The 14,416-nt window shown below is 43.8% G+C and carries 9 protein-coding genes and 2 pseudogenes; 4 read left to right on the top strand and 7 right to left on the bottom strand.

All coding sequences use genetic code 11. The features are described 5' to 3' along the window. Nucleotides 1–551 precede the first annotated feature (551 nt). On the top strand, nucleotides 552–3,404 hold the full coding sequence (locus CWB98_RS12290; RefSeq protein ID WP_171045642.1) for a TonB-dependent receptor plug domain-containing protein: 2,853 nt from the start codon (nucleotides 552–554) through the stop codon (nucleotides 3,402–3,404). Nucleotides 3,405–3,744: 340 nt separating this feature from the next. Here CWB98_RS12290 and CWB98_RS12285 read toward each other — a convergent pair whose 3' ends face one another. Both CWB98_RS12285 and CWB98_RS12280 read right to left on the bottom strand, forming a co-directional pair. Beyond that, a complete protein-coding gene (locus CWB98_RS12285; protein WP_138545141.1) occupies nucleotides 3,745–4,176 on the bottom strand; it encodes a hydrogenase in 432 nt (143 codons plus the stop codon). Between the two features lie 166 nt (nucleotides 4,177–4,342). Continuing rightward, nucleotides 4,343–4,936, bottom strand: a complete 594-nt coding sequence (locus CWB98_RS12280; RefSeq protein ID WP_138545140.1) for a Crp/Fnr family transcriptional regulator — start codon at nucleotides 4,934–4,936, stop codon at nucleotides 4,343–4,345. 242 nt (nucleotides 4,937–5,178) lie between these two features. Between CWB98_RS12280 and CWB98_RS12275 the strand changes: the two genes are divergently transcribed. Continuing rightward, complete coding sequence (locus CWB98_RS12275) at nucleotides 5,179–6,150, top strand: transposase (RefSeq protein ID WP_138545139.1); 972 nt, start codon at nucleotides 5,179–5,181, stop codon at nucleotides 6,148–6,150. A gap of 467 nt (nucleotides 6,151–6,617) precedes the next feature. Here the strand turns inward: CWB98_RS12275 and CWB98_RS12270 are convergent, their stop codons facing one another. Beyond that, nucleotides 6,618–8,423 carry a ricin-type beta-trefoil lectin domain protein gene (locus tag CWB98_RS12270; RefSeq protein WP_138545138.1) on the bottom strand — a complete coding sequence of 602 codons (1,806 nt, stop codon included), beginning with the start codon at nucleotides 8,421–8,423 and terminating at the stop codon, nucleotides 6,618–6,620. A 386-nt stretch (nucleotides 8,424–8,809) separates the two neighbouring features. Between CWB98_RS12270 and CWB98_RS12265 the strand changes: the two are divergent. Then, nucleotides 8,810–9,028: pseudogene (locus tag CWB98_RS12265) on the top strand (IS110 family transposase); the annotation flags it as partial. A gap of 22 nt (nucleotides 9,029–9,050) precedes the next feature. Here CWB98_RS12265 and CWB98_RS12260 read toward each other — a convergent pair. From CWB98_RS12260 to CWB98_RS12250, 3 genes are all read right to left on the bottom strand, one after another. Next, the gene (locus CWB98_RS12260) at nucleotides 9,051–9,461 is read right to left on the bottom strand and encodes a hypothetical protein (protein WP_138545137.1); all 411 of its coding nucleotides are present in this window, start codon (nucleotides 9,459–9,461) and stop codon (nucleotides 9,051–9,053) included. Nucleotides 9,462–9,464: 3 nt separating this feature from the next. Continuing rightward, the gene (locus tag CWB98_RS12255) at nucleotides 9,465–9,779 is read right to left on the bottom strand and encodes an HU family DNA-binding protein (RefSeq protein WP_138545136.1); all 315 of its coding nucleotides are present in this window, start codon (nucleotides 9,777–9,779) and stop codon (nucleotides 9,465–9,467) included. Nucleotides 9,780–9,916: 137 nt separating this feature from the next. Further along, nucleotides 9,917–10,198, bottom strand: coding sequence for a DUF7710 domain-containing protein (locus CWB98_RS12250; RefSeq protein ID WP_138545135.1), 282 nt, complete (start codon nucleotides 10,196–10,198; stop codon nucleotides 9,917–9,919). Between the two features lie 247 nt (nucleotides 10,199–10,445). On the opposite strand from CWB98_RS12250, the pseudogene CWB98_RS12245 reads away from it, so the two are divergent. Then, nucleotides 10,446–11,423, top strand: a pseudogene (locus CWB98_RS12245) (integron integrase). 81 nt (nucleotides 11,424–11,504) lie between these two features. Here the strand turns inward: CWB98_RS12245 and gcvP are convergent. Beyond that, nucleotides 11,505–14,402: an aminomethyl-transferring glycine dehydrogenase gene (gcvP, locus tag CWB98_RS12240; RefSeq protein WP_138545134.1), complete on the bottom strand. Its 2,898-nt coding sequence runs from the start codon at nucleotides 14,400–14,402 to the stop codon at nucleotides 11,505–11,507. Between the last annotated feature and the right edge of the window lie 14 nt (nucleotides 14,403–14,416).

The raw sequence follows: 14,416 nt of genomic DNA, 5'->3' as shown, positions 1-14,416 counted from the left end.
GACTGGGTGTCTTTCAAAACCGTATTTCAAAACCTAGCCCTGGGTGTCTTTCAAAACCTGTCTTTTTCAAAACTTTTATAACACTGCAGGCTTGTTGAATATGACCATACATTACTTCCTGATGTTAAGCTTTTTAACTTACATGGATTCAAATCGCCACACCATAGCCCGCAAAATCGTTAACACAAAAAACAACCCAAATAAACAAAAAGTTAACCAGGTTATTTATTTCAAACAAACTAAAGATGTAATTAATGCAATTTTAAGACATATTTGCACAAACAGCAGAAATTAAAAATACATCACCTAACACAATGAAGCAATTAATAAAAGGTGGCTGAATCATTCTATTTAAAGATCAATCAAACCACCCAAAAACAAAACAAGAATACCATATTCCAAAACAATCTTTGACAAGTTGATATTTTTTCAATTGCCCGACTTATTGCTCTCGTTACACTGCTCTGTAGAGTGACTTATATAACTTATTGATGTATCTCGGTTATTCACTTGCCCAGTTAATAATAACAATAAACCATCAAGGGACCCTTATGACTTACACTTTATCGCCTGTGCATATTGCCATCACGACAGCCCTAGTTTTGATGTCACCCCCTGGTTTCTCTGCTGAAAAGATAAGTGAATCAGATAACAAAAATGAAGACAATGAGATTGAGGTTGTTGCGGTAACAGGTTCTCGGTTGATCCGGCCCGAACTCACTTCTTCTTTACCAATCACAACAGTGACAAGCGAAGACATCGCGCTAAGCGGGTTAACTTCCATTACCGATATTTTCACACGTTTACCAGCCATGAATGGCCACCAGGTTTCTATTGATGAAAACTTTGGAGCCGATGCAAGAAATAATGATGGTCGACAAAAAATTCAATTACGCGGTTTAGGGTATGCTCGAACCTTAAACTTGCTTGATGGCGTCAGAATGGCGGCTGATACCGATGGGTCGGTGGACATTTCAATCATCCCCACAACCATGCTAAAACGGGTGGATATTAAAAAAGGGTCAGCATCTGCAATTTATGGCTCGGATGCCATTGCGGGGGTAGTTAACTACCAGTTACTTAAAGACTTTGAGGGTATCAAGCTGAATGTCTCGACAGGGATCAGCGAATACAATGATGCCCCAACTCACACTTTTAGCTTTGTCGGCGGCACCAGCTTTAACGAAGGTGGAGTTACATTAGGAATTGAAGCTAAGAAAATAGGAACATACAACAGAGGCTCGCGAAGTTTCTACTATCCCGATAGAAGCTCACACAAAGTTGATGGTATTTTTGAAGGTACCAACTGGCTGAGTATTTATGGGCCCGATGGCAATGCGACTTATGCAGATTGCGATGCAGATACCGCTACAGCAACCTACTACATGATGCACAGAAATAATGGCACAAATGGCAGTAGCTTAGATGACTTTTCCCCGTTTTCTGCAACTTATCGTGGACAAGTCGGGCAAGCCTGCTGGGAATTAGAAGAAATAGCGCAAGAAGAAGCCGAGAAGAAATATAAAGAAGTCCATGGCTATAACTTTCAAAGTGAAACACTAGACGCATCCGAAAGAACCGAATACAGCTTACTCTTAAACACATATTACAATTTTACAGATACACTTGAAGGTACCGCTCAATTACTTTACGCCGACAAAGAAAACTACGCACAAGAGGCGGCAGCGGTAGTCTCTGGCCTGTTCGTTAGTAAAGATAATGAATATAATCCGTTCGGCCGCGATGTACGTTTGAACCGTCGTTTGACCAACCTCAATAAACGAAACACAACAACAGTTACAACGCCTTTTCATGTGCGCCTTGGGCTCAATGGCGAACTATCTGAAAATTGGACTTGGTCCACAGATCTTGTACATAGCCGTTATGAAGCAAAAACAACTTATCCTGAAGCACTGAATAGAACTTTGTTACAAGATAGCCTGAGCGGCCCTGAGGTTTGCCTTGTTGAAAATAATTGCTCACCACTGAACCCTTTTGTCGACCTTGAGCAACTTAACAGCGATTTGCTAGATGCAATTATGGTTGATGGTATTTGGAGTAAGCACAAGGCCACAACGAACACCTTCAATCTAAGTGCGGTAGGAGACGTTTTCAACTTACCTGCAGGGACTATTCAAATGGCAGTAGGAGTCGAATACCGCACAGAAGAAGCCAGCAATCAATTCGATGATGTAAGAGGAAAATATAAATTAGTCGGTAACCTGAGTCAGGAAGACAGCAATGTTCCACCAAAACGTAAAATCAAAGAAGCATACATCGAAACCAGCATTCCAATCGCTGAAGATGCTTATTTGGCGAAACATTTAAGTGTTGAGCTAGCGGTTCGCTACTCCAATTATAGTGATTCGGGTTCATCAAGTACGCCCTCTGTTAATGTTTACTGGAAGCCAATAGAACAACTCATGGTTCGAGCTAATTACTCTGAAGGTTTTCGGGCACCGACTTTATTTGATTTATATCGTGGCAAAGAAGTATTCACTGATCGTTGGTACTCCAACTCTTCCGATCCATGCAGTAACACAGGCTGGGAGCAACTGGCATTGTGTAAAAGCTTTGGTGCAAAAGTGGCTGAAGCCGAGCCCTACCAATGGTCATTTGAAATGGGCGGCAATGAGAACCTTAGCCCAGAAACGTCTACATCACGTAACTTAGGCTTTGTATGGACCCCTGAATACCTTCAAGGTTTTACTGCCACATTAGATTTTTGGAAAGTAGACATTGAAAATGCGCCAGAGCGTTTAACTAGGGTTATGCTGCGTGAAAATGCGCGCACCAATGGAGAGTTATTTGCCGATCTAATTCAACGAAACCCAACAACTCATGTACTTGAACATTATAAGAGCATCGTCATAAACATCGGTAAAACGAGATCCCAAGGCCATGATCTAGATTTAAACTACACCTTTCCTGATACACAAATGGGCCGCTTTCAAATAACCTACTCATTAGCAGAAATCACTCAAGGTGATAATCAGTATTTAGGTGATGATGAATGGACTCCCTATATTGGTCGATACAATAATTTAGAGACAAAACAATCATTTGGCATATTTTGGAATAAAGGAAACTGGAATTCCTCTTTCACCATGGCGTACGGTAGTAAAGCATTTAATTCAGATGAAGACGATACTCTTGACTTAACAAACGTGCCAGAAAAAGACAAATACAGAACAGCCAGAGACTTTGCTCTGGACTGGTCGCCGTCTTACGACTTGAAAACGCTAACGGTTGGCTATGACGCACAACAATATGGTCGATTTAATCTCACTGTACAAAATCCATTTGGTGAAAAGCCACCATTTTTGGATGTCGCACGAGGCTATGATCGCGGGCCAAACCCGAGAGGTCGCTACTACACTTTATCGTGGTTCAAAGAGTTTTGATCTCCCTTTTCATCTTTGATTTCTATTCTCACTCAGTTCCAGGAAGTTAGAACGTAAACAAGGCATGGATGCCTTCACACCAATTCAGACACGCAAGCTGCCTCTTTAGCTTGACGCTAATCTCACCATTTATCACAACAGGTAAGCAACGGGGGGTTATACGTTATCTCCTTAAGCGTGTAGTCACTATACCTAGCGCTTAACATTCTAGGGTGCTGACTTATTGCCGCCCTTTCGGGCAAGGACTCGATAATTACTAAAGGCCGTTCAACATTCCAAGTGATGCTATGTTCTAAATAACGGTGGGTGTCACCCAAAAACGCATCACCCAAAAACGCACCTACCTAAGTATCGGCAGCAACCCAAAAATCAACATGGAACAGGCGATTAGTGACAATAGTGACCCAATACGTACCAGAATCTTCACAGTGACTTCGGTTGTGATGTTTGCCGAAAACCCAGCACCGGCGATTGGCAGCGCTTTACTTGCACCAGTCACTGACGAAAGGGTTATTCCCAGCCAAATAAGTATGAATCCAACTGCAGAACCATAGGCAGTAAAAAGCGCCCAAAATAAAGGCAGCTTAACCAGCGACCAGATAACACCAAAGAGCGCCACAGCCATACCACATTGGACAGCCGTCAGGTGACCAGAAAGCGCCATCCGGGAGTTTTTTACAGCGGGAATCAAGGCTCCTTGTACCAGGCCAACAAGAAAAAAAGCAATACCGATAAATATGAGGTGTGCACCTGTTTGTGTTAGTTCCATCATTGGCCCCCTTGTGTCTGTAGGGCGCCAGGCTCTGTAATGCTAAAGGCATTCCAGGTAATGCATAACGTGGCACTTTGACCAGGTTGACTTTTAAGCTTTTGAAAAATATTCATTGTTAATCTCCAGTGAAAAAACACATGGTAAACAACGAAATATGAGAGTTCATTCACCTAGATTCATATTTTAATTTACTCAAAGTCTGGGGCGCGACACCAAGATAAGAAGCGATATGGTATGACTTAACTTGCTTAAATATAAAAGGGTATTCGTCCAGTAATCGCTCGTACCTTTGGGCTGCAGTCTCTGACATGAGAGAAAGGACGCGTTTGTACGTCGCCGAGTAATAGGTGTTGTGTAACCATATACGAGCCAAAAGTCCCCACTTTTTGTCTTGTGCTAAAAACTTATCAAGCTTTTCCAGAGACGTTACGTAAAAAACTGAATCTTCGAGAATTTCAAAGTTCAGCATTGACCCTGTCTTTTCATAAAAGCTGACACTGTCGTCCATAAAGTGGTTTAAGCCATGCTTACTTTTTCCGCGAAAATAGAGTTGCCAGGTATGCTCTTTGCCGTTCATATCAATGAAATATGATCTGGCTAGCCCGCTTTTAATAAACCATATTTCACTAAACACATCACCAGCACAATGTACCGTCGTTCCTTTTTTGATATATATTCTCTCTAAGATACTACAAGCAGAACTCCACTCGTCATCATTGACTGGAATATACTGCTCAATCATTTTTCTAAAATATTTCATATGGTTACAGTTGACAGTTTTTTATTTAACGCTCGTTCAGAGAAATTCCAAAATACTTTTTTGAACTCAATATAATGAAAACGCACAGTGTTGCTCTATCCAATTCAGTTCATCAACATTCAACTTGATAACAAAGTCATAAGTGATTGCTTTCCCTTTCCGTAGACATCCACCTTAAAACTTGTGCGCTCTGCTCGCACCGACTACGCTTGTAGGCGACTCCAAGGATTAGGACGACCATTATGCCAATAGCACGCAAAAACCAAGTCAGTTTAGTGGATACTAAATACTATCATTGCATCTCTCGCTGTGTTAGACGAGCCTTTCTGTGCGGTGAAGATAAATTAACAGGCAAGTCTTATGAACATCGTCGCGAGTGGGTTGAAGACAAGCTACTTACACTGGCCGCTGTTTTTTGCATAGATATCTGCGCTTACGCTGTTATGAGCAATCATACCCATATCGTTTTATATGTGGACGATAAAAAGGCCAAACGATTGTCTGACAAGGCCATTGTTATACGATGGCATAAGTTATTTAAAGGAAACTGGCTGACACACAAATTCATTGAGGGAAGTGAGCTTAATCATTCTGAGCTCATCATGCTCAACAGTATCATTGAGCAATACAGAGAAAGGCTCGCAAGTATCAGTTGGTTTATGCGTGTGCTGAACGAAGATATTGCTCGCCGGGCAAACAAAGAAGATGGCTGCACAGGTCGATTCTGGGAAGGTCGATTTAAGTCACAGGCATTACTTGACGAAGCGGCTCTGGCAGCCTGTATGGCTTATGTTGACCTGAATCCAATCCGAGCCAAAGTTGCTGAAACACCAGAAACTTCTGACTACACCAGCATCAAAAAACGCATTGAACATGCACATAACGGCAAGCAACCAAAGCATCTTCTGCGCTTTGCTGGTAACCCAAGGCAAAGCATGCCTAAAGGATTGCCATTTGAGCTTAAATACTACATTGAACTGGTTGAGCTCACAGGTCGATGCGTTCGTGCAGACAAACGCGGTCACATCTGCGAGGCCCAACCTATCCTTGCCCGACTACAAATCGAGCCCGAGAATTGGCTAAAGCTCACCACCCGATTTACCAAAGTATTCCATGGTGCAGCTGGCAGACGTCACGCTATGACTGAATACTGTACGCACCTGCAAAAAAGGCGACGTACCAACCTGGCCAACTGCGAGCGCTTGCTGGGATAAAAAGGCTCATACCTGACTTTCGGATTAACACTGTAGCGACAGCAGGGCTTAACCGTGCCATTCGGTTAAAATTTGCCATGTTATAGCTGAAATCTTACTCACCAATGCCGTTCATTAGTACTTTTCTATTTCAATTTAAAACTTAGCCACTTTAGAAAAGTATTTTAAATGGCTGTCCTAGTTAATTTTTCTGTGGGCGTCAGTGAATTTCATCTCTAGCACTTCAATTTAGAACATAGCCATGCTCTCGATTGGCTATTTTAAATGGCTGTCTTAGTTAATTCCTCGAATGGCCACTTTAAATGGCTGTCCTAGTTAATTCGGTCTTCTTAAATAGCTTTCCTAGTTAATTTGAGTGAATTTCTTAAAGGAAGCTAATCCGATTTAGATCGAACCAAAAACTCATTCACCCAATCCAATTAAAAAATTTGCTGGAAAGCGCATCACTTCCCAGCAGACGTTTTTTATTAGTTTGAAACAACTACATGGTTGTGCCTTGTTAACACTGGGCAATCCCACAAGTGTGTTCTTGTGAATTTATTTGGCGTTGGTGCATCCACACAGCGAGATGGTTGCAGTACGGTTTTTAATTGACCATTGATATATTCAAACTGTTGTGTTGGGCTGGTATTACAATCCCAAATCATCAGTTTTTCGCCGTTGTTTGTTGCTCCATTTCTATAATCTAAGCACTTGTTATAGTCTACTTTACTTCTCACTTTTCCATCGTTGGTGAATAACCATTTTTGGTTTGCACCATTGTGACAGTCATGCAACATGATGTCTTGGCCATTGCTTGGATGATACCCTGCAATATCTAAACACATATCGAATATTTTCATTTCAACATGCTTTTCAATGCCTAAGTAATTGTCGTTCCAAGTATGTGGATCTGCGGCTTCAAGCCATCTTACCGTATTTTTCATACTTCCTTTACCAGCGCTACTCCAGGATAATAGATAGTCTGAGTCATTAGGTAAACATAGATAATTGTCTTGCCATGTATGCGGGTCTGCCAACTCAATGATCTGCGTACAGCGCATGCCATCGATTGGGCCTGCAAAGGACCATTTCATCCCAAGGTCTTCGGATGAACAGAAATAGTTGTCGTGCCATGTATGCGGATCTGCGGGTTCCACTGTTTGCACACAGTACATACCATCTACTTTGCCAAATGATTTAAAGGTAAATGATACCCCACCAAGGGCTGTGTGCTGGTCCATGGCGTGGACACCAGTCAGTGCACTGATAGACAAATCTTGTTGATTACAATCAACACCGTTCGCTTGTAATCTGCCGTTTTGACATTCTTTGAAAACAACTTGCCTTGATGTGCTACCGGCTTGCAAGCTGATTGGATTTGCACTGACACCAACAGCGGTCATTTTATGTTGGTTTCGCAAAGCTTGTACATCAACCAGAGCAAGGAAGTCACTACTATTCAGCGATGCAAATGCAAGGCTGACTTTCATCTTCTTAACCGTACTTGATAGGCTTAGGCTATTTCCTGATACCTGCAAAGGAGGATTTTTATGGTAGCCAACAGAGAACTTTAATTGGTTATTAGGCGTTCCTGGATTCACAGCCTGAACAAAAAAGCTCATAATTGGTTCGTGGCGGTTAGAATGATGACCATACTTGATGCGTTCAAGCTCGTTAACGTCAACTGCGACTCCTACTCCTAGGTTACCTTTATTCACCATAAACATCAGAGACTGTGCGCCATCATATGTCTTTACCTGATCTACGACGAGCTTTAACGTATCGTAATCAATGTCTTTTATCAGGCTGTGCACGATGTTTTTTGCAAGTTCTACGTTGTTTTCATTGACGCCATCGACCAATGCTTCTAATTGACTCAAGTGGTGTGCGTTAGTCACAGCAACAGTCGCAAAGTGCTCAAGTGCAGCGAGCTTTTGTTGTTGATCAGTTACAAATGTTCCCATGTTGTCTAAAGTGGCCATTTGCTGGGCGAGTGATATTGCTTTATCAGTAATAGCTGAGGAGTCAACACCGACCAAGTTAGTTGCGTCATTCACAACATTTGCACCATGCCTAAGAGTGTCAATTGCAATATTTGTCACTGGACTGGTAACATGCCTAACCACTTGTGCTACCTGTGTAACGGCACCGCCAACGGTTCCAATCGGATCTTTAAAGAAGTCACCTATACTACCCCAACCAAAAGCATTTGCTTGGCTAGTCATGATCAAAGAGCCTGCCACCACAGAGGCGACCGCAGCTGAATTTACGATCCCTTTTCGTGAACCCATTATTTACTCCAAATTTTTATTGTTTAATTACACGACGCTTAAAAGCATTAATACTGGCCTTCAATTCGTTTTGTAAATTACATTGATGAACCAAGCTTATCCATTACGCTTTATTACATATGTAAAATAGATGTCACTTTTGTGACTTTAGGTTTTGGGAAAGACAATAGAAAAGTGGTCGATTATCACCCTGCTTTTTGAAGGAGAAATCGCTTTTTAGGTATTTGATACTTTTATCTGGCTGGCAAATTTCTAAATGCTATGTAGAGACATGATTTCTGACGTGATTTCCACTAAAAAAGGTACAGACAATAGTGGATGTCTTCCAAAATTTTCCAAAATTTGGATATGGGTGGGTGTCTCCCAGAATTTCTTCTCCCAGAATTTCTCTGGGTGGCCGCCACCAGGTTAGGACTATTTTATATATGGCTATGATGTCAGCCATCCAATCCAACCCTGTTTTCAAGGCGCAATATCAAAAGCTGGTCACATCAGGAAAACCGAAAAAAGTGGCCTTAATTGCCTGTGTTCGAAAGATGGTCGTTACCTTGAACTCGATGCTCAGAGACGGAACAATGTGGGAAGCGCCAATTGCTGAAATTTAGTTATTGACGCCATAGTCTCTTGTTATACCCAATTAACCATTGAGGAAAAGTAGCTTAATAAACCGCAATATGCAGCCACTAAACAAAGGACTTTTCCATAGAAAACAAAATACGCAAATGTATTGATCCACTTAGATGCATATAACTCGGTTTCCTCTGTGATTTCCTTTTTACCGAGTCTTTTCTCTTCAATCCTAAACTTAATGTGCCACGCAATACTTCTATATACATGCTGCCCGAAATCAAGAGCTAATGCGATTACAACTAGAATCAATGGTACTAGCAAGTCATTAGGAATTTCATATACCCCGCCATTTTGATTTTTGAATAACCATACAATACCCACGGCTGATAACGCCAAAGTTCGAGTGTTATCTGATACTTTTACTGTTGCGTCATAATGATATTGACGAAATTTATCTAATACCGGCATGTTTTAATCCTTTTTGATTCCTGGGCCACCACCACCGGTTCGATCATCTCCGACAGCCATCTTGAGAGCTTTTGCGGGTCTGAATGCGGGCACTTTAGCAGAAGCTATAGAAATTGGCTCTCCAGTTTTGGGGTTTCGTCCCTTTCTTGATGCTCGCTCTCTTACTGTAAATGTTCCAAAGCCAAAGAGAGAGACATCCTCTCCGTTATGCAATTCTTCTGCCACAGCCTCAAGCAGCGCATTCACCGCTTTAGCCGCTTTTTCCTTTGAAATATCAGCCTGAGCAGCTACCACCTCGATTAATTCTGTTTTATTCACTTATAGTCCTCCTTGATATTGTTTCCGGGGTATAACGCCGCAAATAAACGGCAAAAATTAGTTGGCTAAAATTTGTGAGGTACGAACAAAGCCAACTGATTTTTGTCCGCCCTTTTTAATTTGCTTTGTTATAAGCCCTATGAAAGAAGGCCATTTTGGTAATGATAATGCTCTTGGCTAGCTGTGGTAAACCCAGCAATAAAATTGGGCTGTTTACTTTTTTCAGCTAATTTTTCGGGCTTAATATTATGCATGTCATTTTCTACAGCCCAGTCAAATACACCTTGATCAAGCGGGTATTTAGTTAGTATCCCAGTTAGTGAGTTTTCTTTTATCCAACTTTCAGCTAATTCGAGTTCACTGAAAACACCGCCAGAAAAGTCTGCATTGCTTTTATTGAATATCCATACTGACTTCATTCACTAAAACTCCAAAGGGCTTATAACAATTTATTCTACCCCAAAATGTCGGAACATAAACCGACAAAACGGGCTGTATTACATGCCCTCATAGTCCCACGGAACAAACTCAAAGTAAACAATCGGTTGCAACCTGCCAAAACACATTTGTGTAAAAATTGGACAAAACGGCATGTAATAATGTTATTGGACAACAGCCCAATCACTGTCTATATATCCAGTATCAACCTTACCAAATGGAACGTTCATGAAATCACCTTTTCTACTCATGCTGCAAGAGCAGATGTACCTACGACGTTATGCTAAACGTACCATTGAAGCGTACCTAAAATGGACTGCTGCATTTATTCGCTTTAACAATATGCGACACCCTACAACTATGGGGGATAAAGAAGTTGAGCAATTTCTTAACCACCTGGTAAATGAACAAAATGTTGCTCAAGGCACACAAGCGCAGGCATTAAACGCCTTATGTTTTTTGTATAAAGAGATACTTAAAAAGCCATTGTCCTTGCGACTAAACTTTACCAAAAGCCAACGTCCTCGCAAGTTACCGGTTGTGTTAACAAAAGAAGAAGTTAGTTCATTACTCACTATGTGTAGCGCTCGTCATTACCTGTCATGCGCCCTACTTTATGGCAGTGGCCTAAGATTGATGGAGGCAATGAGGCTTCGAGTTAAAGATATCGATTTTGATTATCTCTGTCTTCGAATATGGGACGGTAAAGGCGGAAAAAACAGAGTTGTGACGCTGGCTAAAGAGTTAATTCCCTTACTAAGAAGCCAAATCCTCCAAGTAGAAAATTATCTGCAACTTGACCGACATAATCCTCAGTACTGTGGCGTATGGCTACCCCACAGACTAAGACACAAATACAATGGTCACGAAAAGCAGTAGATGTGGCAGTATATATTTCCTTCTCACAAGCTAAGTATTGACCCAGAAACAAAACAACTCAGACGACACCATATTGATGAGAAGCAGGCTCAAAGAGCTGTAAAAAAAGCAGCGTATTTGGCTGGTATCACTAAGCAGGTAACACCGCATACATTACGGCACTCTTTTGCGACACATCTGCTGCAAAATGGCGCTGATATAAAAACAATACAAACTCAACTTGGCCATAGTAACATCCGGACAACTCAGATTTACACGCATATTATCCAGCAAGGAGGCCAAAGGGTGGTAAGTCCAATCTCATACCCCCCACAGCGAATCAAATAACAGACAATAAAAAACCGCCTCAATCTCTTAAGGCGGTTTTCAAAAATCTAAGTCGGGGATTAGCCCGACTCAAAGATTCACTTACTCAGCATAAGTCTCTACAGCAGGGCAAGAACAAATAAGGTTACGGTCGCCGTATACGTCGTCGATACGGGTTACCGTTGGCCAGAACTTGTCTTTCGCTACTGATGCAACCGGGAAGGCTGCATAGAAGCGGTCGTAGGCACGATCCCACTCGTTGCCCAGTACGTCTGCCTGGGTGTGTGGTGCGAACACCAGTGGGTTGTTTTCTACTGACCATTCGCCGTTTTCTACTTTGGCGATTTCAGCGCGGATAGAGATCATGGCTTCGATGAAGCGGTCGATTTCTACCTTAGACTCAGATTCCGTTGGCTCGATCATCAGCGTGCCGGCAACCGGGAATGACATAGTCGGTGCGTGGAAACCGTAGTCCATCAGGCGCTTAGCTACATCCATTTCTGTGATGCCAGAGGCTTCTTTCAGTGGGCGCAGGTCGATAATACACTCGTGGGCAACGCGGTCGTTGCGGCCACGGTAAAGTACCGGGTAATGCTTGCTCAGTTGCTCTGTCAGGTAGTTGGCGTTCACGATGGCCATTTCAGTGGCCTGCTTCAGACCTTCGCTGCCCATCATGGCAATATACGCCCATGAGATTGGCAGGATGGCTGCTGAGCCGTAAGGTGCCGCAGAAACTGCGCCGTTACCTTCGTTGGTACCCGCTACTTTGATCACGCTGTGGTTAGGCATAAATGGCGCAAGGTGCGATTTAACACCGATAGGACCAACACCTGGGCCACCACCGCCGTGCGGGATACAGAATGTTTTGTGCAGGTTCAGGTGCGATACGTCAGAACCGATTGAGCCCGGGCTGGTTACGCCAACCTGTGCGTTCATGTTCGCGCCGTCCATGTAAACCTGGCCGCCGTGCTGGTGAACAATGTCACACACTTCACGGATGGCTTCTTCATATACACCGTGAGTAGACGGGTAAGTAACCATGATACAAGACAGGTTTTCAGATACGTCTTCTGCCTTCGCGCGCAGGTCGTCCAGGTCGATGTTACCGTCGCTGTCACAACCAACCACAACCACTTTCATGCTGGCCATTTGCGCCGACGCCGGGTTAGTACCGTGCGCAGAGCTTGGGATCAGACACACGTTACGGTGACCTTCGCCGCGTGACTCGTGGTATTTACGAATCGCGATAAGACCCGCGTATTCACCCTGAGCACCTGAGTTAGGTTGCAGTGATACTGCGTCGTAGCCTGTGATGTTAACCAGCCAGTCGTGCAGCTCAGTCATCATCACCTGATAACCCTGTGCCTGCTCTAGTGGGCAGAATGGGTGTAGTTCAGCGAACTCAGGCCAGGTGACCGGGATCATCTCAGCCGTTGCGTTCAGCTTCATGGTACAAGAACCCAGAGAGATCATAGAGTGGTTCAGTGCCAAGTCTTTGTTCTCAAGACGCTTGATGTAACGCAGCATCTCGGTTTCGCTGTGATAGCTGTTGAAGTTGTCGTGCGTCAGTACTTCGTCATCACGTACCAGACTCGCCGGAATACCTGTGATGTTGTTTGCAGCAACTTCGCTGTCCAGTGCTGCTACATCTAAACCATGGCCTTCGCCCAGGATGATGTCGAACAGTTCTGCAATGTCACCGCGGGTCGTCGTTTCATTCAATGCAATTGAGTACTCGCCAGCGTGGTTGATGGCAAAGTTTACTTCGTTTGCAACGGCGCGCGCGACGACTGCGTCTTTGTCTGCGTCGCCCGCAACCACTGTGATGGTGTCAAACCAGGTATCGTGCTTCAGTGCTACGCCTTTGGCTTTCAGGCCGGTTGCCAGAATGCTGGCGAAACGGTTAATGCGCTCGGCAATGGTTTTCAGGCCCTGAGGACCGTGGTACACCGCATAGAATGCAGCCATGTTGGCCAGCAGTACCTGCGCTGTACAAATGTTTGAGTTGGCTTTTTCGCGGCGGATGTGCTGCTCGCGCGTTTGCATTGCCATACGCAGCGCATCGTTACCTAAACGGTCTTTCGATACACCAATGATACGGCCAGGCAGTGAACGCTTGTAGGCATCGCGTGTTGCAAAGAACGCAGCGTGTGGACCACCGTAACCCATAGGAACACCAAAGCGCTGTGCAGAGCCCAGTACCACGTCTGCGCCCAGTTTACCTGGTGCTTTCAGTAGCATTAAGCTCATGATGTCGGCAGCCACACAGGCAATCGCTTTTTTGCTTTGTACTTGTGCGATGATGTCTGTGATGTCGACCACTTCACCTGACGTCGTTGGATACTGGAATAGGGCACCGAAGATCTCGTGATTTGCCGCATCGCTTGCAGGACCAACTACCACTTCAAAACCAAACTGCTCGGCACGGGTTGTGACGACGTCGATGGTTTGTGTGTGTACGTCTTCAGCGATAAAGAACAGGTTCGCTTTTTTCGCTTTAGACACACGCTTAGCCAGCGCCATGGCTTCGGCTGCTGCGGTTGATTCGTCAAGCAGTGACGCACTGGCCAGGTCAAGGCCGGTGATGTCCATGGTCATAGTCTGGAAGTTAAGCAAAGACTCAAGACGGCCTTGTGCAATCTCTGGTTGATACGGCGTATACGCTGTATACCAGCCTGGGTTTTCCAGTACGTTACGCAAGATAACGTTAGGCACGTGTGTCGGGTGGTAACCCTGACCGATGTAAGATTTGAAGACTTTGTTTTTGCTTGCTACTGATTTCAGGTAGCTCAGCGTTTCTACTTCGGTACGGCTTTCACCAATTTGCAGGCCTTGCTCTAAACGGATTGAGCTAGGTACTGTCTGACCGATCAGCTCTTCAACACTCGATACTCCAAGCGCAGCAAGCATGTCACTCACCTGAGCCGGGCTCGGGCCGATATGGCGACGAATAAAGTCTTGCTTTTGCTCTAGTTGTTCAAGAGATTTGGCGTTTGACATGTGTCCAGATTCCT

The organism is Pseudoalteromonas rubra (genome assembly GCF_005887115.1).
Lineage (GTDB): Bacteria > Pseudomonadota > Gammaproteobacteria > Enterobacterales > Alteromonadaceae > Pseudoalteromonas > Pseudoalteromonas rubra_F.
The sequence above is the reverse complement of the archived record's forward strand: the minus strand, read 5'-3'. Positions and strand labels throughout refer to the sequence as shown.

Coding starts and splice junctions, on each gene's coding strand:
- CWB98_RS12260 (WP_138545137.1), bottom strand. CDS start 9,461: ATGCCGGTATTAGATAAATTTCGTCAATATCATTATGACGCAACAGTA.
- CWB98_RS12290 (WP_171045642.1), top strand. CDS start 552: ATGACTTACACTTTATCGCCTGTGCATATTGCCATCACGACAGCCCTA.
- gcvP (WP_138545134.1), bottom strand. CDS start 14,402: ATGTCAAACGCCAAATCTCTTGAACAACTAGAGCAAAAGCAAGACTTT.
- CWB98_RS12250 (WP_138545135.1), bottom strand. CDS start 10,198: ATGAAGTCAGTATGGATATTCAATAAAAGCAATGCAGACTTTTCTGGC.
- CWB98_RS12280 (WP_138545140.1), bottom strand. CDS start 4,936: ATGAAATATTTTAGAAAAATGATTGAGCAGTATATTCCAGTCAATGAT.
- CWB98_RS12275 (WP_138545139.1), top strand. CDS start 5,179: ATGCCAATAGCACGCAAAAACCAAGTCAGTTTAGTGGATACTAAATAC.
- CWB98_RS12270 (WP_138545138.1), bottom strand. CDS start 8,423: ATGGGTTCACGAAAAGGGATCGTAAATTCAGCTGCGGTCGCCTCTGTG.
- CWB98_RS12285 (WP_138545141.1), bottom strand. CDS start 4,176: ATGATGGAACTAACACAAACAGGTGCACACCTCATATTTATCGGTATT.